The organism is Streptomyces sp. NBC_00872, from assembly GCF_045161915.1.
Taxonomy (GTDB): domain Bacteria; phylum Actinomycetota; class Actinomycetes; order Streptomycetales; family Streptomycetaceae; genus Streptomyces.
In genome coordinates this window covers 3,165,608-3,186,666 of sequence record NZ_CP108806.1, presented here as the reverse complement: position 1 = coordinate 3,186,666, position 21,059 = coordinate 3,165,608, and the positions used below count along the sequence as shown (strand labels likewise).

Genomic DNA, 21,059 nt, shown 5'->3' with positions numbered 1-21,059 from the left:
CAGCACTCCGTAGCGCGACAGAACGCTACCGGTGCGGGAAAGTTACGTGCATTCACCCCTTCCGGTGGTGCGACGGACAACCGTCCGTCGCGCCACCGGCATATCCGCTTACGGTCGTCCCGCTGCGTGTCGCCGGCCAACGGCGGCTGCCCACAAGGGAGATCGGGGGTGTGCTCGTGCGGATCGGACTGCTTACGGACGGTGGGTATCCGTATGCGACGGGTGAATCCAGACTCTGGTGCGACCGGCTCGTACGCGGGCTCGCACAGCACGAGTTCGACATCTACGCACTGAGCCGCAGTGCGCGGCAGGTGGAGCGCGGCTGGATAGAGCTGCCGCGCCGGATCCAGCGGGTGCGTACGGCGCCGCTCTGGGCGGCGGCGGACGACGGCCGTGGTTACGGGCGTCGCGACCGGCGCCGGTTCGCGGACCACTTCGCCCAACTGGCCGCCGCCGTGTGCGGGGACGGGCCGGGGGGCGGCCTCGGGAGCGGCCCGGGGAGCGGCCCCGGGGACGGCCTCAGGAGCGCCCCGGGGAGCGGCTCGCGGGACGGCTCGGGCAGCGGCTTCCTGGACGGTCCCGCGGGGAGCTCCGACGGCTTCGCGGCCGGGCTCTACGGGCTCGCCGATCTCGCCAGGGAGCGCGGCGGCCTCTACCGCGCACTGCGCTCGGAAACGGCCGTACGGCTGCTGGAATCCGCCTGTCGTGCACCCGGCGCGCGCCGGAGCGCGCATGCCGCGACCGTGCCCGACTTCCTGGCCTTCGCCGATCGGCTGGAGCGCGCTCTGCGCCCCCTGTCGCTGGACTGGTACGACGACGGGACGCTGGGCGCGGTCGATCTCTGCCATGCCGCCTCCGGTGGATCCGCCGCTCTCCCCGGGCTGTTGGCCAAACGCTTCTTCGGGGTACCGCTGCTGGTCACGGAGTACGGCGTCCAGCTCAGGGCGCACTACCTCGCGACCGGGGGCACGGAGAGCGCTCCGGCGGGCGCTGGCGGCGCTCCGGCGGGCTCCGCCCCGCTGAGCAGACCGGTCCGCGCGCTGCTCGCCGCCTTCCACGGGCGGCTGGCCGCCGAGATCTACCGGCAGGCGGAGGTCATCACTCCGGGCAACGCCCATGCCAGACGGTGGCAGGAGCGGTGCGGCGCCGACCGCGCCAAACTGCGCACGGTCTACCCCGGGATGGAGGCGGAGCGTTTCTCCCGGGCCGGCTCCTCGGCGGGCGGCGGTACGGCGGGCGGTGGCAGTGCGTCGGGCGCCGGCGCGGTGGACCGTGGCGGTGCGGCGGGCGGGATCGGCGACGGCGGTCCGGGCACGCTCGTCTGGGTCGGCAGGATCGAGCCCGCCAAGGATCTGGTCTCGCTGCTGCACGCGTTCGCGGCGGTCCACGCGGCGGAGCCGGGTACGCGGCTGCGGATCGTGGGCGCGCCCGCGCAGGGCCCGGGGGCGGCGGCGTATCTCGCGCACTGCCGCGCCCTGGCCGCCCAGCTCTTCCCCGACGAGGCCGTCGACGCGCACACCGCGGGCGAGAACCCCGTCTCCTTCGAGGAGATCGGCGGCCCCGAGACGCCCGAACTGCCCGACGCCTACGCGGCGGGCGATGTGGTCGTCCTCTCCAGCGTGGTCGAAGGCTTTCCGATCAGCCTGGTCGAGGCGATGTTCTGCGGACGTGCGACGGTCTCCACGGATGTGGGAGCGGTCGTCGAAGTCATCGGCGGTACGGGGCTGGTGGTACCCCCGCGCAATCCCAGGGCGCTCGCGGACGCCTGTGTCGCGCTGCTGCGCGACCCCGAGCGGCGCGAGCGGCTGGGCGAGGCGGCGCGCGCCCGCGCACGGGAACTCTTCACCGTCGAACAGAATCTCGCGGCGTTCGACGACATCTATCTGCAACTGATCTCGCACGTACCCGTACGGCGGGCGGCGGCGGACGCCGTGCCCTTCGCCCACCCGGCCGAGATGTACGCCCCTGTCCGCTGGAGCACCGACCGTCAGGAGCGTCAGGGACGTCAAGGGCGTCCGGGACAGCCGAGTCACCCGGGACAGCCGAGTCGTCCGGGGCGCACGCCGGTGGGTGTGGGGGAGAGCGATGTCTGACGAAGTCACCCCGCTGACCACGCCCTTCCCCGGCCTCCCCGCTCTTCCCGGCTTCCCCGCTCTTCCCGGCTTCCCCGACCGTCGGCGCGGGAGCGGCGACCCGGTCAAGGGTCTGCTGCACCGGTACCGGGAGCTGTGCGAGCGAGCCGTCGATCCGCTGGAGATCGCCGCCGGTCTGGAGGCCCATGGGATCACCGACCGGACCGCCGCCCGCTTCCGGCACCGGGACGTCTTCTCGCTCGCCGAGGAGCTGTACGCGCGTGCGCCACGCGGAACGGACGGCGCGGACGCGGCGGACGGACCGATTCCGGCGGACGGACCGATTCCGGCGGACGGACCGGTTCCGGCGCACGGAGAGCGAGCCGGCGCACGCGCCAGGTGGTGGACGGTGCTCACGCTGCTGCCCGGCGCCGTGGCCTGTCTCACCCTCGTGGAGCTCGAACGCAGCACCGGGCAGCGGCAGCTCGCGACAGCCCTGGCCGGCGCCCTCGCGCTCTCCGGCGTTCTCTCCGTCTGTCTCCGGCGCGGGCCGCTGCGCGCCGACGGCCGCAGGCTCCCCGCGGCCGGCCTCTGGGTTTACGGACTGCTGGCCTATCTGCTGTGCGGTGACGGACTGCTGGACGAACTGGTCACCGGCGGCCCCGACGGACCGTGGCCCGCCACCACGACCCCCCTCACCGCGCTGGCGTGCGCCGTCGCCCCCGCAGCCTGGTGCGCCCATCTCTTCTCCGTACGCGCCCGGCGCCGCCTCGCGGAAAGCCATGGACTGGCCGAGTTCACGGCCGGGGCGCGGCCCCTGCTCCTCGCTCTGGTGGGGCTCCACGTCTGTCTCCTCACCGCTCTCGCGGCGACCGCGAATCTCGTCTTCGACGAGAACGGAGCCCTCGCCCCCACCGTCACCCTCGGCACGCTCCTGCTGCTGGCCCGGCTGCTCACGGTCCACGGCTTCCCCGACGCCGCGGCCACCGGACTCGCCGTGGCCGCCGCCGTGGAGGTCCTGTCCTGCGCGTCCGTGCTCGCGGGCCGCCTCCCCGGCTGCGATCCGCTCGCCGTCCCGGTCACCCGGGTGGTCGAGATGTGGGGCTCGTCGGCCGTACCCACCCTCGCCTGTGGAGCCGCCGCCCTCGGACTGCTCGGCCACGCCGCCGTAACCCTGTCCCGGGCCTCGGCGCACACCAGACCTCAGCACATCTGACCCAGCACATCCGACCCAGCACATCCGACCCCAGCGCCCCGCAAGCGCCCCGCACTCGCACCGTGAACATGAAGGAGACACCAGACATGACCCGGCTATCCCCATCACCGGCCCCCGCGAGGGCCCGTCAGCACGGAAGGGCACCGCGATGAGGGTCCTGCTGCTCGGTGCCAACGGTTTCCTCGGCCGCTTCGTGGCCGACCGGCTGCTCGCCGACCCCGCCGTGCACCTCACCGCGCTCGGGCGCGGCGACGACGCGGACGTACGGTTCGATCTCGCGGGCGGCAGCCCGGGAGCCCTCACCCGCTTCCTGGACGCCGTCCACCCCGGGGTCGTGATCAACTGCGCCGGGGCCACCCGGGGCGGCGCCCGCGAACTGACCCGGCACAACACCGTCGCCGTCGCCACGGTCTGCGAGGCCCTGCGCCGCAGCGGCTGCGGGGCGAGACTCGTGCAGCTCGGCTGCGCCTCCGAGTACGGCCCCTCCCAGCACGGCTCGTCCACCGCCGAGGACGCCGTGCCGCGCCCCGGCGGCCCGTACGGCGTGAGCAAGCTGGCCGCGTCCGAGCTGGTGCTCGGCTCCGGGCTCGACGCCATCGTGCTCCGGATCTTCTCGCCCGTCGGTCCTGGCACCCCGGCGGGCTCCCCGCTCGGCCGGCTCGCGGAGGCCATGCGCCGTGCCATGCAGGCGGGCGACGGCGAGCTGAAGCTCGGCGGACTCGGTGTGCAGCGCGACTTCGTGGACGTACGGGACGTGGCGCGCGCCGTGCACGCCGCCTCGCTCTCCGCCGCCCAGGGCATCGTCAACATCGGTACCGGCCGGGCGGTCAAGCTCAGGGACGCCGCCGCGGTGCTGGCGAGGGTCGCGGGGTACGCCGGGGCCCTGCACGAACTCGACATGCCCCCGGGGCCGATGCGCCCCGGCCACGCCACCATCGGCCCGCCACGCGGTGAGCAGCTGCCGGAACACATCGGCGCGGGCCCCTTCCCGTACCCCGACGGCTGCGGCGGCTGGCAGCAGGCGGACGTACGCACCGCCCGCGACCGGCTCGGCTGGCGGCCCCGGATCAATCTGGAGGAGTCACTCGCGGACATCTGGATGGAGGCGGCGTGCCGTATCTGACCACCCCCGGCCACCGGACGCGCGACGGGCCGTTCGCGCCGGTGCCCGGTCACCGGGTCACTGCCCGGCCACTGGGACGAGATCATCTCGCGAGTCGGACCGGGTGTCTCGGAATGACAGGGGCCGTGGCAGTGTTGCAGGGACAAGAACCGTACTGAATCATCGACCAACCCCCTGTTGAGGTCCCTGTGTCGCTGCCACCCCTGGTCGAGCCCGCTGCCGAGCTCACCGTCGACGAGGTCCGCAGGTACTCCCGTCATCTGATCATCCCGGACGTCGGGATGGACGGGCAGAAGCGGCTGAAGAACGCGAAGGTGCTGTGTGTGGGGGCCGGAGGTCTCGGCTCCCCGGCTCTGATGTACCTGGCCGCGGCCGGTGTCGGTACGCTCGGCATCGTGGAGTTCGACGAGGTCGACGAGTCGAACCTGCAGCGCCAGATCATCCACAGCCAGGCCGACATCGGCCGGTCGAAGGCCGCGTCCGCGCGTGACTCCGTCCTCGGTATCAACCCCTATGTGAATGTGATCCTTCACGAAGAGCGGCTTGAGGCCGAGAACGTGATGGAGATCTTCTCGCAGTACGACCTGATCGTGGACGGCACGGACAACTTCGCCACCCGCTATCTGGTCAACGACGCGTGTGTGCTGCTGAACAAGCCGTATGTCTGGGGTTCGATCTACCGCTTCGACGGTCAGGCGAGCGTGTTCTGGTCCGAGCACGGCCCCTGCTACCGCTGCCTCTACCCGGAGCCCCCGCCGCCGGGCATGGTGCCCTCGTGCGCCGAGGGCGGTGTGCTGGGCGTGCTCTGCGCGTCCATCGGCTCGATCCAGGTCACCGAGGCGATCAAGGTGCTCACGGGCGTCGGCGAGGCGCTGGTCGGCCGGCTGATGATCTATGACGCCCTGGAGATGCAGTACCGCCAGGTCAAGGTCCGCAAGGACCCCGACTGCGCGGTCTGCGGCGAGAACCCCACCGTCACCGAGCTCATCGACTACGAGGCCTTCTGCGGTGTCGTGTCGGAGGAGGCCCAGGAGGCGGCGGCCGGTTCGACGATCACTCCCAAGCAGCTCAAGGAGTGGATCGACGACGACGAGAACATCGAGATCATCGATGTCCGGGAGCCGAACGAGTACGAGATCGTCTCGATCCCCGGTGCCAAGCTGATCCCGAAGAACGAGTTCCTGATGGGCACCGCCCTGGCGGGCCTGCCGCAGGACAAGAAGATCGTCCTGCACTGCAAGACGGGTGTCCGCAGCGCGGAGGTGCTCGCGGTGCTGAAGTCGGCGGGCTTCGCGGACGCGGTGCATGTCGGCGGCGGAGTCATCGGCTGGGTCAACCAGATCGAGCCGGAGAAGCCGATCTACTAGTTCCGCCGGTTCGCCGGCTCTGCCAGTTCCGCCGGTTCTGCCGAAGGGGCCGGTCCACTCTCGTGTGGACCGGCCCCTTCGTCACGGGGAGGACCTACGCGCAGCTCTTCCCGGACGCCGGGACCTCGCCGCGCAGGAAGTAGCCGTCCACGATCCGGGTGACGCAGGGATTCCCGGTGGTGTACGCGCCATGGCCCTCACCCTCGAAGGTGAGATGGACGCCGACGCCCTCGCCGAGCTCCGCGACCATCCGCTCGGAGCCCTCGTACGGGGTCGCGGGATCGCCCTTGCCGCCTATCACCAGGATCGGGTCCGCGCCCGGCGCCGCCACCTCCGGTGTCTCGTGCTCGCCCGCGACCGGCCACCGCGCGCACCAGCCCGCCAGATCCCACGCCAGATAGGGGCCAAAGACCGGCGACACCTCGCTGAAGTCGGCCAGCAGCCGGGATCTGACCTCGGCCGCGTCCACCCGGCCCTTGGCGTCCGCGCAGGAGATGGCGCGCTGGGCGTGGTGCGAGACACCGTAACGGCCCTGCGCGTCACGGTCGTTGTACGAGTCGGCCAGGCGCAGCAGTCCGGTGCCGTCGCCGTTCTCCGCGCTCTCCAGCGCGTCCGTCAGCTCGGGCCAGCTCTCCTCGCCGTACAGCGGAGTGATGATGCCGGTCAGGGCGAGGCCCTGGGTGAGCGTACGGCCCATGGAGGTGGGCAGGGGCTCGCGGTCCAGCCGGTCGAGCAGTTTCACCACCCGCGCCGTACCGCTTCTCGCGCTGATGTCACGGCTGTCGAAGTAGTTGTCCAGGGCGCGCTGGAAGCCGGTCGCCTGGTTGCGGGAGTGGCCGATGTAGTCGGCCGTCGGATCGACCACCGCGTCCAGGGTGAGCCGCCCGGCCTTCGACGGGAACAAGTGGGCGTACACCGCGCCCAGTTCGGTGCCGTACGAGAAGCCGAAGTAGTGAAGCTTCCGGTCCCCGAGCACCTGGCGCATCAGATCCAGGTCCCGCGCGGCGCTGGTGGTCCCCACATAGGGCAGTACCCGTCCCGAACGCTTCACGCAGCCCGCGCCGAACGCCGCCGAGTCGTCGAGGAAGTCCTGCTCCTCGGCCGGGGTGTCCGGGGTGGAGTCGATACGGAGGGACCGTTCCGTCTGCTGGTTGTCCCGGCACACCACCCCGGAGCTCTCGGCGACTCCGCGAGGGTCGAAGCCGACCAGGTCGTACCGTGCGTGGAGCTCGTCGAAGAGGCCGGCCGCGCCGGGCAGCGCGGCGACCCCCGAGCCGCCGGGACCCCCGAAGTTGAAGAGGAGCGAGCCGATCCGGCGGTCCTTGTCCCGCGCGGCCGAGCGGATCAGGGCGATACCGATGGTCCCGCCGGCCGGCTCGGTGTAGTCGAGGGGCGCCCGCATCGTGGCGCACTGCCAGCCGGAGCCCGGAGCCTTCGCGGCGCTGCCCCGTGCCTTCTCGGGGGCCGCGCACCGCCCCCACTCCAGCCGCTGCGAGACGAACGCGGCCGGCAGCGCGGGGAGCGCCGGTCCGGCTTCCGCGCCCTGTCCCTGGTCCGTCCCCGGGGCGGTGGTGGCGGTGACCGGGGAGGCGGCCTTGGCGTCGGGCGGGGTGTCGTCCGTACCTCCGCCGCACGCGGTGAGTGCGCCGGTCAGCAGCAATCCCGTTGACAGCATGGACAGGGTGGCTATCCGGAAACGTCTGGGCATCGGGCAATTCAAGCCCGTCCGAGGGTGGAGGACAACCGAGGTCCAGACCGCCACGAGGGCGGAGTCCGCGCGGACGGCGCCGCTTTCACGGCACGGCCTAGCGGCAGGTCTTGACGGAAGGGCCCAGCGGCACGGCCCAGCGCACGGCCCAGCGGTTCGGTCTAGCGGCATACCGTTCCCGCCGCGGGCACTGTGCCGTTCAGCAGATAGTTGTTCACGGCCCCCTGCACACAGGCGTTTCCGCTGTCGTACGAGCCGTGGCCCTGGCCGTGGTACGTGATCTCGACCCCGACGCCCTTGCCCAGCGCCTCGGCCATCGCCCTCGCGCCCGCGTACGGGGTCGCCGGGTCACCGGTGTTGCCGACGATGAGGATCGGGGCCGAGCCGGGCGCGCTGACGTCGGGGTGGGTCCACTTCCCGGGCACCGGCCACTTGGAACAGCTCATCAGACCCCAGCCCAGGAAGTCACCGAAGACGGGCGACGCCTTCCGGAACTCGGGGAGCTTCGCCTTGGTCTGCTCCAGTGTGTAACGCTCCTTGGAGTCGACGCAGTTGATGGCCGCGTTGGCCGCCTGGAGATTGCTGTACCTGCCGTACTCGTCGCGTCCGTTCATCGCGTCGGACAGCGCGAGCAGCAGCGCGCCGTTCCCGCCGTCGGCCTCGTCGAGCCCCTGTTCCAGATACGGCCAGAACTGCTTCGAATAGAGCGCCTGGGCAATGCCGTTGGTGGCCTGGGTCTGGGTCAACTTGCGGTTGCCGATGCCGGCGACCGGCTTCTTGTCGAGCCGGGTGAGCAGTCCGGTGATGAATCCCTCGACCTGCTTCGGCGTGGTGCCGGGCAGCCGGCAGGCGTCGCCGCGCGCCACACAGTCCTTCTCGAAGTTGTCGAGGGCGAGCTGGAAGCCCTTCGTCTGGCCGAGCGAGCCCTGCTCGGCGTTCTGGGACGGGTCGACGACGGCGTCGAGGACCGCGCGGCCGACGGACTTCGGATACAGGTGGGCGTAGACACCGCCCAGTTCGGTGCCGTACGAGATGCCGAAGTAGTACAGCTTCTTGTCGCCGAGGACCGTGCGCATCAGCTCCATGTCACGGGCGGCGTTGGTCGTGCCCACATACGGGAGTGAGCGGCCGGAGCGCTTCTCGCAGGCCGCCGCGTAGGAGGCGAGACCCTGGGTGAAGGTCTTCACCTCGGCGGCGTCGTCCGGGGTGGCGTCCTGGGCGTAGTACGCGTCGAGCTGCTTGTCGTCCTTGCACTCCACGGGGTCGCTGCGGCCCACACCGCGCGGGTCGAAGCTGACCAGGTCGTAACGGGCCCGGAGCTTCTCGTAGTCCGGTGCGAAGGACGGCAGTCCGGTGATGCCGGAACCCCCGGGACCGCCGAAGTTGAAGATGAGCGAGCCGATCCGCCGGGCCTTGTCACGTGCCGGGGCCCGGATGAGGGCCAGTTCGATCGTTTTGCCACCCGCTTTGGCGTAGTCGAGGGGGACCTTCATCGAGGCGCACTGCCACTGGGCACCACCGGGCAGCGGGGACGGAGCCGTACCGCCGCCCTCGGCGGTCGAGGGAACCGGGCACGCCGTCCAGCGCAGCCGCTGGGAGCCCAGGTTCTTGGGCACGGCCGTGCTGTTCGCTCTGCCGCCGTTGGAGCTGGTGCCCTCGGCGGAGCTCCCGTTGGCGGAGCAACCGGTGGCGGCCAGCAGTGCGGCGGCGGTGACAGCGGCGAGCGCCGCGCCGCGCCGGGTGGTGGAGGTCGGCATGGACCCATCGTGCGCTCCGGGGGAGCGGGCCGCGCGGGGCAGCGGCCATGCGAGTGGCGCGGTGCGGCGGGCCGCTCGCGCCGACGGCCTGCCGGGACCGCCCGCCGAGCCCGCCGGGACCGCCCGCCGGGACCGGTCGGGTCGGACCTCGGATCGCTCCCCGAATCGCTTCCCGGATCGCTCCTCTAGAGCTCTCCTCTGCGGGTGAGATGGCTGAAGCACACCCAGCCGGGCAGCACCGGCAGCCACAGCGTCAGCAGCCGGTACAGCAGCACGGCCGGCGCGGCGATCTCCTTGGGCAGTCCGACCGCGATCAGTCCCAGCGTCAGCGCGCCCTCGATCGCGCCCACCCCGCCCGGTGTCGGCGCCGCCGAGCCGAGCGCGCTGCCCGCCAGGAAGACCACCGCGATGCTCGCGTAGCTGAGCTGCTGGTTGCCGTTGTCGAACGCCCGGATCGAGGCGTCCAGACACATCACGAACACACCGGTCAGCAGCAGCATCCCGCCGATACCGGTGATCAGCTTCATCGGCCGCTGGAGCACATCGAGCATGCGCGGCACCACCCCGGCGAAGAGCGAGCGCAGCCGGGTCACCACGAACTTCCGCAGGAACGGGATCGCGGTCACGACCAGCACCAGCACCGCGACCGTCAGCAGCCCCGCGATGACCGTCCTGGACGGGGTGAGCGAGGCCGACTTCTCCGTACCGGTCAGATAGCCGAAGGACAGCAGCAGCAGGATGTGCGCGCCGAGCCCGAAGAGCTGCGACGCGCCCACGCTCGCCACCGCGAGCCCCGGCCGTACCCCCGCGCGCTGGAGGAAGCGGGTGTTCAGCGCCACACCGCCGACCGCCGCCGGGGCGACGATCTTGACGAAGGAACCGGCGACCTGCGCGGCGACCGTCTTACGGAACGGCACCCGCTCCGGTACGAAGCCCAGCAGGCTCATCGACGCCGCGACATAGCTGAGGAGCGAGAACGCCGCAGCCGCGGCCACCCACCCCCAGTGCGCCTGGCTGACGACCGTGTTGAAGTCGAGCTGTGTCAACTGCGTGAGCAGGAAGTACGCGGCGATGGCCCCGGCGATGAAGCTGATGAGCGTACGGGGCTTGATCCGCTCCAGCCGGACCGGTTCGACCGGCGCCTGCGGCCTGATCAGCAGTACCTGCCGCCGCATCTGGGAGAGCAGATCCTCCTCGCGCGCCTCGTCGAGCGCGTCGTCTATCGCCCGCTTCTCGGCCTGCTTCTCCGCGCGCAGGGACTTCCGTACGGCCTTGCGGTCACCGTCCTCGGCGGCGATGTCCGCGGCCCTGAGGCGCTTGTTCGTCTCGGACGCCGCGAGCACCGCCTCGCGCTCGCGCTGCGACCGCTCACGGGCGAGCCTGCGCAGTGTCGCCCGGGTGGAGCGGCTCAGCGCGATCGGCTGGAGCAGCGGCAGACAGTCGGCGACGGCGTCCGGGCCGATCACCTCCACGGCGGCGGCGACGGAGCGCTCCGCGCCCACCCGCAGGCCCATCGTCGTGAGGAGCTGCGCGGTGTCCATCCGCAGCACCAGATCGCCCGCCGCGATCTCACCGCCGCGCAGCTCGGTGAGGATCACCTTCCCGGAGCGGTCCACGACGAGCGCGTCGCCGGTGAGCCTGCGGTGCGCGATACGGCGGGACTGGAGCGACTTCACCTGGTGCCAGGCGTTCCGTACCAGCTCGTCCGTGATCGACGCGTCCGGCAGCGAGTCCAGGGACCGGGCGCCCAGGTGCTCGTACACGAGCATGACGGCGTCGGGGCCCAGCTCGGAGGTGGCGATCAGTTTCGGGGCGTTGGCCCCGGCGGCGATGGCCGCGTACGCGAGGAGCGCTTCCTGTTCGAGCGCCTGGCGCAGGGAGGGGATGGAGCTGCGGGTGGTGAAGGAGCGCAGTGTGAGCTGTCGCCAGACCCGGTAGAAGAAGCCCTGTGCCTGCTGTTCGCGGTCGACGACGGTGACATCGAGCGGCGGCCCGTCCTCCAGCGAGACCAAGTACCGGCGGCCCCGGTCGCCCTGCTCGGCGGAGTCGGACGCGTCCTCGGCGCGCATCGCGCTGACCGGGCGGAAACCGACATGGCGCAGACCCGCCATCAGGGTCTGGCCGGTGGGCCGTACGTTGGGGGAGCCGACCGCGTAGAGCGTGCCGTACGCGACGCTCCAGCCGATCAGCACGGTCAGGGCGATCGAGAACGGGGTGGTGTAGCCGGCGACCAGCATCGCGAAGGCGTCGAGCAGCAGCACGACCCAGAGCACGACCCGCCAGCGGGGCCTGCGGGCCATGCCCACGGCCGTCATATAGGCGATGACGGGGGCGAGATAGCCATGGACGGGGTCGGTGAGCCCGGTGCCGAGCTGGGGCCGGGTCAGCGCGTCCTGGATGGACTCCGGGGCGGATCTGGCGACCCAGAGGTCGGTGGCGAGTGTCACCCCGTGGGCCAGTACGGCGGCGAGGACGCCGTCCGCGATCCGCAGTCCGTCGCGCTTGATCAGCCGCTCGATCGCGAAGGCGACGGGGACGAGCAGCACGGCGATGCTGGAGACCAGTCCCGCGACCTTGACCATCAGGTCGGGGGCCTGGCCCGTGCCCTTGGTGATGTCCTGTTCCAGCCCGGTGGTGGTGCCGTGGGCGAAGGCGGAGAGGCCGAGGAGGAGCGCGATGGCCAGGACGCCGATCAGCAGCCGCAGGAGATCGGAGGGCCGGTGGACGCGGGCCGCGAGGAGTGGTTCGTCGCCCGAGACCCGGTCGACGCGGGTGGCGCCGGTGTCACAGTCGTCGGCCGGGATGTCCTCGGGTGAGATGCCCTTGGCCGGGACGGTCCTGGCCGGGGCGCCCTCGGCCGGGATCTCGTCGGCCGGGATGTCCTTGGGCGGGATGTCCTTGACCGGGATGGTCTTGGTCAGGGCGCCCTCGGCCGGGATGTCCTTGGGCGGGGTGTCGTCGGCCGGGGTGTTCTGGGGGGCCGGGGTGCCCTGGGGGGAGATGGCCTCGGGGCCGGCGGTACGGGCTTCGGCGGCCCGGCCTCCGTTCGACCGGGGTCCGTCGATCTTGGTTCCGTCGATCGTGGGCTCGTCGGTCTTGGGTCCGCCGGTCACCCCGGCGCGTGTCCTGGGGGCTGTTTCCGGGCGCGGCTCAGCACCGGAGGTGCCGGCCGTCGCAGTCGGCTGCACGGCCCGCTCCTCCACCGAATCCGTCTCTTCTTGATCTCGTATCACCAGTCACCGCCGGGACGATGGTGGCACGAGCCGACGACAGACGGGGGCATCAGGGTGCATTGCGGGGGCTCGGGGCGGGCGTAATGCGCCCCTTTGCGACTGTACGTACACAGGGTGACCGGGTGGACGCGCTCCGGAACGGCCCGGCGATGGGGCGGGCGGGGGTGTCGGTGGTGTGCGGCAGGATGGTGCGGATGAGGAACGACGAGGGAACGGGCACGGACCGGGGCGGTGAACCGGGGGAGCTGCCCGAGTACGCGGAGCGGGTGCTGGACGTCGCCGAACTGATCCCGCCCGGCCGTGTGATGACGTACGGCGATGTCGCGGAGTGGCTCGGCGCGGGGGGACCGCGTCAGGTGGGCCGCGCCATGGCCCTCTACGGGGGTGCCGTGCCCTGGTGGCGGGTGGTCCGTTCGGACGGTGCGCTGCTCCCGGGACATGAGCTGACGGCCCTGGACCACTACCGCGAGGAGGGCACTCCGCTGCGCGAGGCCGCGCGGAGCGCCGAGGGGCATCTGCCGCGGCTGGACATGAAGCGGGCGCGCTGGGACGGCGAGGGCGCGGACGCCGACGATGTGGCTCACATATGACAGCTTCCGCCATTCGGCTCCCCGGCGGGATGTGCCACGGGGGTGCTGAGGACCACACGGACCGGACGAAGGCGCACGCGACGGCGCGCGAACCGGCGCACGGAACGACCACTGAACCGGCACCGGGGGCGTGGTCCTCGGGTGAACCGTCTCCGGGGGCGTGGTCCGCGCGACGGCGGGCACCGCTACGACAGGCATCGCGACCACGAGTTCCCAGGCCACGGGCTTCGAGATCACGGGCTTCGAGATCACGGGCTTCGTGGCCACGGACTTCGGGCTCACGGGCTCTGTGGCCAGGGGCTTCGTGGCCGGGGGCTTCCCACCGACTCTTCCGCACGGCGGAGCGGGCCGCGGACAGGCCGCGTCCCGGTCTCCCGGCGGCGTAGCGTCATCGGCACGCGTCACCACCAGCACCTCTTCCAGGACCGGCGATCCACGTGAGTTCCTCCTCCTTCACCGGGCGTACCCCGCACCGACGGGTACGGCAGCGGATCCCGGGCGCGTACCGACTGGTGCGTACCCCGCCGGTCCCGGTGGACCCCCCTGAGCTGGACGCGGCCCAGCGCGGAGTGGTTGACCACGGTTCGGGACCGCTGTTGGTGCTGGCCGGCCCGGGTACGGGCAAGACCACGACCCTCGTGGAGTCGGTCGCGGAGCGGATCGGACGCGGGACGGACCCCGAACGGATCCTGGTCCTCACCTTCAGCCGCAAGGCCGCGGTGGAACTGCGCGACCGGATGGCCGTCCGGCTCGGCGGGAGGCGCGGTCCGCAGGCGACCACCTTCCACTCGTTCTGCTACGCCCTGATCCGCGCGCACCAGGAGGCCGATCTCTTCACCGAACCGCTGCGGCTGCTCTCCGGTCCCGAGCAGGACGTCGCCGTACGGGATCTGCTCGCGGGCGAGATCGTGCTGGAGCGCGAGGGGCGGGGGCGGGTGAGATGGCCGGACGAACTGCGCGCGTGTCTCACCACGCGCGGCTTCGCCGACGAGGTACGGGCGGTGCTCGCCCGGAGCCGTGAGCTGGGCCTCGGTCCCGACTCGCTGGCGGCCTTCGCGCGGCGCACGGGTCGTCCCGACTGGTCGGCCGCCGCTTCCTTCCTCGCGGAGTATCTGGACGTCCTGGACATGCAGGGCGTACTCGACTACGCGGAGCTGGTCCACCGGGCGGTGCTGCTGGCGGGCCGCCGCGAGGTCGCGGAACGGCTCGTCGCCCAGTACGACGCGGTGTTCGTCGACGAGTACCAGGACACCGACCCGGCGCAGGTCCGGCTGCTGGGCGCGCTGGCCGGCCAGGGCCGCACGCTGGTCGCCTTCGGCGATCCGGACCAGTCCATCTACGCGTTCCGCGGCGCCGACGTGAACGGCATCCTGGACTTTCCGTACGCCTTCCCGCGCGCGGACGGCCGCCCGGCACCGGTGGCGGTCCTCGGCACCTCCCGCCGTTCCGGCGCGACGCTGCTCGCCGCGACCCGGCTGCTCACCCGCCGTATGCCGCTCACCCGGCTGCCTTCCGCGAAGGTCCAGGCGCATCGCGAGCCGGTGCCGGTGCGGGAGGGCGGCCGGGTCGAGACGTACACGTTCCCGACTCCTTCGACGGAGCTGGAGAACATCGCCGACATCCTCCGCCGCGCGCATCTGGAGGACGGCATCCCCTGGAACGACATGGCGGTCCTGGTCCGGGCGGGCGGTCGCACCATCCCCTCCATCCGCCGTGCCCTGACCTCGGCGGGCGTCCCCCTGGAGGTGGACGGCGACGATGTGCCCCTTCGCCATGAACCGGCGGTGTCCCCGCTGCTGACGGCGCTCCGCGCGGTGGCCGAGGCCGCGCTCCGTCCACCGTCAGGGCCGGAGCGGAACGAGCCCGCGTCGGGCCAGGGCGTACCGGACGAGGGCCTGCCCGACCGTGATACGCCCGACGACGACGTCACCGCCCACGACGTCACCGCCCACGACGTCACCGCCCACGACGTCACCGACCCGGACACGCCCGAGGAGCCCGAGTGGCCCGAGGAGCCCGAGTGGCCGGAGGGGCCCGAGCGGCCCGATGGGCACGAGCGGCACGGACGGGATGAACGGGACGCCGCGTCCGGTGCCGTCGGTCTGCTCGATGTCGAGACCGCGCTCGCCCTCCTCTCCTCGCCCCTCGGCGGTATGGACGCCGCCGATCTGCGTCGGCTCGGGCGCGCGCTGCGCGACGAGGAGCGGGCCGGGGGCAACCGGGTGCCCGCGTCCTCCGATGTGCTGCTCGCGCGCGCGCTCGCCGAGCCCGAGCGGCTCGTGGCGCACGATCCGGCGTACGCCCGGGGTGCCCAGCGGCTCGGCGCGCTGCTGCGCAAGGCGCGGGAGCTGCTCGAAGGAGGCGGCACCGCGCAGGAGGCGCTCTGGGCGCTCTGGGACGGCACTTCCTGGCCTGCCCGGCTCGAACGGTCCGCCCTGCGCGGCGGCGCCGCCGGCCGTAACGCCGACCGCGACCTCGACGCCGTGTGCGCCCTCTTCGACACGGCGGCCCGCGCCGAGGAGCGCACCGGCGGCCGGGGCGCGCTCAACTTCCTGGAGGAACTGGACGCCCAGGACATCGCCGCCGACACCCTCAGCCGCCGTGCCGTACGCCCCGACGCCGTACGGCTGATGACCGCCCACCGTTCCAAGGGCCTGGAGTGGCGGCTCGTGGTCGTCGCGGGTGTGCAGGAGGGTCTCTGGCCCGATCTGCGCCGCCGTGGCTCCCTTCTGGAGGCGGACAGGATCGGCCGCGACGGTCTCGCCGAGCCCCTGACTCCCGGCGCCCTCCTTACGGAGGAGCGTCGCCTCTTCTATGTCGCCGCCACCCGCGCGCGCGACCGCCTCGTCGTCACCGCCGTCAAGGCTCCCGCCGACGACGGCGACCAGCCCTCCCGCTTCCTCACCGAACTCGGCGTCGAGCCCAGGGACATCACCGGCCGCCCCCGCCGCCCCCTCGCCGTCGCCGCACTCGTGGCGGAGCTGCGCGCCACCACCGTTGACCCGGAGGCGACACCGGCCCTGCGCGACGCCGCCGCACGCCGCCTCGCCCGGCTCGCGGCGCTCGGTGACGAGGAGGGCCAGCCGCTCGTACCGTCCGCGCACCCCCACCGCTGGTGGGGCCTGTACGAGCCGACCCGCAGCGCCGTCCCGCTGCGCGACCGGGACCAGCCCGTGGCGCTGTCGGGCAGCGCCCTGGACCAGTTGGCGAACACCTGCGCGCTCCAGTGGTTCCTGGGCCGGGAGGTGAAGGCGGACGAGCCCGCCACCGCCGCCCAGGGCTTCGGCAATGTCGTCCATGTCCTGGCCGACGAGGTCGCCTCCGGCCGTACCCCCGCGGATCTCGCCGTCCTCATGGAGCGGCTGGACTCCGTATGGGACGCGCTCGCCTTCGACGCCCCCTGGAAGTCCCAGCAGGAGAAGGAGCACGCGCGCGTCGCGCTCGAACGCTTTCTGCGCTGGCATGTCATGGACCGCGGGGGACGCGTCCCGGCCGCCACGGAGCACGGTTTCGACGTCACCCTCGAAGCGGGCGCGTACGAGGTGCGTATCCGGGGTTCCATGGACCGCGTGGAGCGGGACACCGAAGGCCGCGCCTATGTCGTCGACTTCAAGACCGGCAAGCAGGCCCCCACCAAGGACGAGGTCGCCCACCACCCGCAGCTCGCCGTCTACCAGCTCGCCGTGCGGGAGGGCGCGCTGGACGAGGTCTTCGACGGCCGCCGTCCGGAGCCGGGCGGCGCCGAACTCGTACAACTGCGCCAGTCCGCGCCGAAGAAGGAGGGCGGCGAGCAGCTCCCCAAGGTCCAGGCGCAGGAGCCGCTCGCGGGGGAGTGGGTCGGCGAACTGCTCACCACCGCCGCCGGCCGTGTACTGGACGAACGGTTCACCCCCACCACAGGGGGACACTGTGCCAACTGCGCCTTCCGCGCCTCGTGCAGCGCACGGCCGGAGGGCCGGCAGATCGTGGAGTGAACGGTTCGCCGGGCATCGCGGGGTGAACCGCCCGCCGGGCATCGCGGAGTGAGCGGGCCGCCGAGCACCGTCAGCGTTGTCAGTGGCGGCGGATACCCTCTCCGGGTGTCCGTACATCTCACCGACCCCGAGCAGCTCAAGGAGCTTCTCGGTATCCCCTTCACCCCGGAGCAGGTGGCCTGCATCACGGCGCCGCCCGCCCCGCAGGTCATCGTGGCCGGAGCCGGATCCGGGAAGACGACGGTGATGGCCGCCCGGGTGGTGTGGCTGGTGGGCAGCGGACAGGTCGCCCCCGAGCAGGTCCTCGGGCTCACCTTCACCAACAAGGCGGCGGGCGAGCTGGCCGAGCGCGTCCGCAAGGCGCTCGTACGGGCCGGGGTCACCGACCCCGAGGTGATCGACCCGGACCACCCGCCGGGCGAGCCCCGTATCTCCACGTACCACGCCTTCGCGGGGCGGCTGCTCACCGACCACGGTCTGCGGATAGGACTCGAACCGACCGCCCGGCTGCTCGCCGACGCCACCCGCTTCCAGCTCGCCGCGCGGGTGCTGCGGGAGGCGCCAGGACCGTATCCCGCCCTGACCAAGACACTCCCCGCCCTGGTCAGCGATCTGCTCGCGCTCGATGCCGAGCTGGCCGAGCATCTCGTGGGCACGGACAGACTCGGCACGTACGACAGCGATCTGCTGCGTACCCTGGACGGCGCCCCGCTCAGCAACGCCGAGCTGCGCAAGGTGCCCGAGACGGTGGCCGCCCGCCGTGAACTGCTCGATCTGGTGGGGCGTTACCGCGAGGCCAAACGCGCCCGCGATCTGCTCGACTTCGGCGATCAGATCGCGCTCTCCGCCGAACTCGCCTCGACGAGAGCCGAGGTCGGGGTGATTCTCCGGGACGAGTTCCGGGTCGTGCTGCTCGACGAGTACCAGGACACCTCCGTCGCCCAACGGCTCCTCCTCTCCGGGCTCTTCGGCGGCGGCACCGGGCACGCGGTGACGGCGGTCGGCGACCCCTGCCAGGCGATCTACGGCTGGCGCGGCGCCTCCGTCGCCAATCTGGACGACTTCCCGGAGCATTTCCCGTACGCCGACGGCACCCCCGCAGCCCGTTTCTCGCTCAGTGAGAACCGGCGCAGCGGCGGCCGTCTCCTCGACCTCGCCAACGGTCTCGCCGAGCCGCTGCGCGCGATGCACGAGGGCGTGGAGGCGCTGCGCCCCGCGCCCGGCGCGGAGCGCGACGGCGGAGTGCGCTGCGCTCTGCTTCCCACCCACGCGGAGGAGATCGAGTGGCTCGCCGACTCGATCGCCCATCTCGTGCGCACGGGCAAGGAGCCTGGCGAGATCGCCGTGCTGTGCCGTACGGCCGGGGATTTCCCGGAGATCCAGGGCGCGCTGGTGGCCCGTGACATACCCGTCGAGGTCGTGGGGCTGTCCGGGCTGCTCCATCTGCCCGAGGTCGCCGATCTCGTCGCCATGTGCGAGGTCCTCCAGGACCCGGGCGCCAACGCCTCTCTGGTACGGCTGCTCACCGGTCCCCGCTGGCGCATCGGGCCGCGCGATCTCGCGCTGCTGGGCCGCAGGGCCCGGCTGCTGGTCCACCGGGGCGGCGGCGAGGACGGGGACGACCTCGACGCGCGGCTGGCGGCGGCGGTCGAGGGCACCGACCCCGCCGAGGTCATCTCGCTCGCGGACGCCCTCGACACCTTCCTGGAGTCGGCGGGCGCCCCGGCGGACGGGCTGCCCTTCTCCGCCGCCGCGCGGGTCCGGTTCGCGCGGCTCGCCGCCGAGCTGCGCGAGCTGCGCCGGTCCCTGGCCGACCCCTTGATGGACGTCCTGCACCGCGTCCTGGCCACGACGGGTCTGGAGGTCGAGCTGTCCGCGTCACCGCACGCCCTGGCCGCGCGCCGCCGCGAGACGCTGAGCAACTTCCTCGATGTCGCGGCCTCCTTCGCCGCGCTCGACGGGGAGGCGGGGCTGCTGGCCTTCCTGGCGTTCCTGCGGACGGCCGCGCAGTACGAGAAGGGCCTGGACAACGCGCTGCCGGGCGGCGAGAACACGGTGAAGGTCCTCACCGCCCACAAGTCCAAGGGACTGGAGTGGGATGTCGTCGCCGTACCGGGACTGGTCGCGGGGCAGTTCCCCAACGGCCGGGCGCGCGAGGCCTGGACGTCCCAGCCGAAGGTCCTGCCGCACGCGCTGCGCGGCGACGCGCCGACGCTGCCGGATGCGGCCTCCTGGGACGCGAAGGGTCTCAAGTCGTTCAAGGACGCGATGAAGGCGCACCAGCACACGGAGGAACTGCGCCTGGGGTATGTCACCTTCACCCGCCCGCGCTCCCTGCTGCTCGGCTCCGGCCACTGGTGGGGCCCGACCCAGAAGCGCCCGCGCGGGCCGTCGGACTTTCTACACGCTCTGTACGACCACTGCGCGGCAGGCCACGGGGAGATCGAGGCGTGGGCGGACGCGCCCGAGGAGACGGACGAGAACCCGTCCCTGGGCGCGGAGACCATCCCCCACGCCTGGCCCCTCCCGCTGGACCCCCGGTCCCTGGCCCGCCGCCGCGAGGCGGCGGACACGGTCCTGGCGCACATGGAGGAGTTGCTGAGAGGGGAGGGCGAGGCCGCGTCCGCGCCGGAGTCGAAGTCGGGGTCGGAGTCGTACCCGGAGCCCGAGTCCGAGCTGGACACGGAGGACGACGGGCCGGACCCGTTCACGCCGGATGATCCGGAGCCGTACGGTCCGGCCCCGGCGGAGCTGTTCGACGGTGAGCTTTCCGATGCCGGCCCGTTCGACCCCGAGCTGTCGGACGCCGACCCGTTCGATGCCGATCCCGGCGACTCCGACGCGGATCCCGGCGACGCGGACCTGTCCGACCTGTCCGACGCAGACCTGTCCGACTGGGACGCCTGGACCACGACACGTGAGACGCCCGCCGGGGCCCCGGCGGACGGGGCCACGGCCGCCGTGCCCGCTCCCCGGCCGACATCCGACACCAGTATCGGCGCTGGCACCGACACCGGTGTCGGCACCGGCACCGCCGCCGACGCCCCGCGCCGGGAGACCGCCCCCCAGGGGGCCGGGGAGAGCGCCCCCGCCGGCCCGCCCCTCACAGCTGACCCGCACCCCGCTCCCGACCCCGTCCCCGTCCCCGACCCCGACCCCGACCCGCGATTCACCCCCGAGGAGCTCCGTACCCTCGCCTCCTGGGACCGCGATCTCGACGCCCTCACCGGTGAGCTGCGCCGCGCCCGCGCCACCGTCCGCGACGTACCCGTACCGCCCTCCCTCTCCGCCTCCCAGCTCCTGCGTCTCGCGGCCGACCCCGACGGGTTCGCCCATGAGCTGGCCCGGCCCATGCCGCGTCCGCCGCAGCCCGCCGCCCGCAGGGGCACGCGGTTCCACGCCTGGGTGGAGTCGAGGTTCGAGGAGCTGCCGCTGCCGATGCTCGGCCCCGACGAACTTCCCGGCGGCGAGGAGGACGAGCCGGAGATCGCCGACGAGCGCGACCTGGCCGCGCTGAAGACCGCCTTCGAGCGCACCCCGTACGCCCGGCGCACGCCGTACCGCGTGGAGGCGCCCTTCCATCTGACTCTCGCGGGCCGGGTGATCCGGGGCCGTATCGACGCCGTCTACCGCCATACCCGTACCGACCCGGTGACCGGCGCGGAGACATACACGTACGAGATCGTCGACTGGAAGACCAGCCGGGCCCGCACCGCCGACCCCCTCCAACTCGCCGTCTACCGGCTTGCCTGGGCCGAGCAGCACGGTCTCCCGCCGAGCGCCGTGACAGCCGCGTTCCTCTATGTGAGGACCGGGGAGGTCGTACGTCCCGAGCACATCCCCGGCCGCCCTGAGCTGGAACGCATCCTCACCGGAGGCCCGCCCGGCGCGGAGAATCCGTACGATGACGCAGGGCGCGCGCCGGACGGCACAGGACGTTCATACGGGGACGCCGACATGCCCACGGACGGGGGATCCCCGGAACCGGCAGACGAGACCGCTCCCCGGGCCCGTTAGGC

The 21,059-nt window shown here is 72.5% G+C and carries 10 protein-coding genes; 7 read left to right on the top strand and 3 right to left on the bottom strand.

Features of this window, described 5'->3' with window-relative positions; all coding sequences use genetic code 11:
* Positions 1-176 precede the first annotated feature (176 nt).
* The 4 genes from OG214_RS13485 (at position 177) to moeZ (ending at position 5,778) form a co-directional block, all read left to right on the top strand.
* On the top strand, positions 177-2,093 hold the full coding sequence (locus OG214_RS13485; protein ID WP_405987494.1) for a glycosyltransferase: 1,917 nt from the start codon (positions 177-179) through the stop codon (positions 2,091-2,093).
* The gene (locus OG214_RS13480; RefSeq protein WP_405984868.1) at positions 2,086-3,288 is read left to right on the top strand and encodes a hypothetical protein; all 1,203 of its coding nucleotides are present in this window, start codon (positions 2,086-2,088) and stop codon (positions 3,286-3,288) included. Before OG214_RS13485 ends, OG214_RS13480 begins: the two co-directional genes overlap by 8 nt.
* A 148-nt stretch (positions 3,289-3,436) precedes the next feature.
* Complete coding sequence (locus OG214_RS13475) at positions 3,437-4,411, top strand: NAD(P)-dependent oxidoreductase (RefSeq protein WP_093595720.1); 975 nt, start codon at positions 3,437-3,439, stop codon at positions 4,409-4,411.
* A 188-nt stretch (positions 4,412-4,599) separates the two neighbouring features.
* Positions 4,600-5,778 (top strand): adenylyltransferase/sulfurtransferase MoeZ, encoded by a 1,179-nt coding sequence (gene moeZ / locus OG214_RS13470; RefSeq protein ID WP_363080860.1) that lies wholly within the window; start codon positions 4,600-4,602, stop codon positions 5,776-5,778.
* Between the two features lie 94 nt (positions 5,779-5,872).
* Here the strand turns inward: moeZ and OG214_RS13465 are convergent, their stop codons facing one another.
* The 3 genes from OG214_RS13465 to OG214_RS13455 form a co-directional block, all read right to left on the bottom strand.
* On the bottom strand, positions 5,873-7,486 hold the full coding sequence (locus OG214_RS13465; protein ID WP_363080861.1) for an alpha/beta hydrolase: 1,614 nt from the start codon (positions 7,484-7,486) through the stop codon (positions 5,873-5,875).
* A 161-nt stretch (positions 7,487-7,647) separates the two neighbouring features.
* The gene (locus tag OG214_RS13460) at positions 7,648-9,243 is read right to left on the bottom strand and encodes an alpha/beta hydrolase (RefSeq protein WP_363080862.1); all 1,596 of its coding nucleotides are present in this window, start codon (positions 9,241-9,243) and stop codon (positions 7,648-7,650) included.
* A gap of 185 nt (positions 9,244-9,428) precedes the next feature.
* Positions 9,429-12,137 carry a lysylphosphatidylglycerol synthase domain-containing protein gene (locus OG214_RS13455; protein WP_405987493.1) on the bottom strand — a complete coding sequence of 903 codons (2,709 nt, stop codon included), beginning with the start codon at positions 12,135-12,137 and terminating at the stop codon, positions 9,429-9,431.
* A 533-nt stretch (positions 12,138-12,670) separates the two neighbouring features.
* Here OG214_RS13455 and OG214_RS13450 point away from each other — a divergent pair.
* The 3 genes from OG214_RS13450 to OG214_RS13440 all read left to right on the top strand — a co-directional run bounded on the left by OG214_RS13450 (position 12,671) and on the right by OG214_RS13440 (position 21,057).
* Positions 12,671-13,066: an MGMT family protein gene (locus tag OG214_RS13450; RefSeq protein ID WP_363080870.1), complete on the top strand. Its 396-nt coding sequence runs from the start codon at positions 12,671-12,673 to the stop codon at positions 13,064-13,066.
* 437 nt (positions 13,067-13,503) lie between these two features.
* On the top strand, positions 13,504-17,040 hold the full coding sequence (locus OG214_RS13445; protein ID WP_405984867.1) for an ATP-dependent helicase: 3,537 nt from the start codon (positions 13,504-13,506) through the stop codon (positions 17,038-17,040).
* Between the two features lie 105 nt (positions 17,041-17,145).
* Entirely contained in the window at positions 17,146-21,057 is a 3,912-nt protein-coding gene (locus tag OG214_RS13440) for a UvrD-helicase domain-containing protein (protein ID WP_405984866.1), read from the top strand.
* The last annotated feature ends 2 nt before the right edge of the window (positions 21,058-21,059 follow it).

Excerpts from the sequence above, each read along its gene's own strand:
- OG214_RS13480 (WP_405984868.1), top strand. The coding sequence starts at position 2,086 with ATGTCTGACGAAGTCACCCCGCTGACCACGCCCTTCCCCGGCCTCCCC.
- OG214_RS13475 (WP_093595720.1), top strand. The coding sequence starts at position 3,437 with ATGAGGGTCCTGCTGCTCGGTGCCAACGGTTTCCTCGGCCGCTTCGTG.
- OG214_RS13465 (WP_363080861.1), bottom strand. The coding sequence starts at position 7,486 with ATGCCCAGACGTTTCCGGATAGCCACCCTGTCCATGCTGTCAACGGGA.
- OG214_RS13460 (WP_363080862.1), bottom strand. The coding sequence starts at position 9,243 with ATGCCGACCTCCACCACCCGGCGCGGCGCGGCGCTCGCCGCTGTCACC.
- OG214_RS13450 (WP_363080870.1), top strand. The coding sequence starts at position 12,671 with ATGAGGAACGACGAGGGAACGGGCACGGACCGGGGCGGTGAACCGGGG.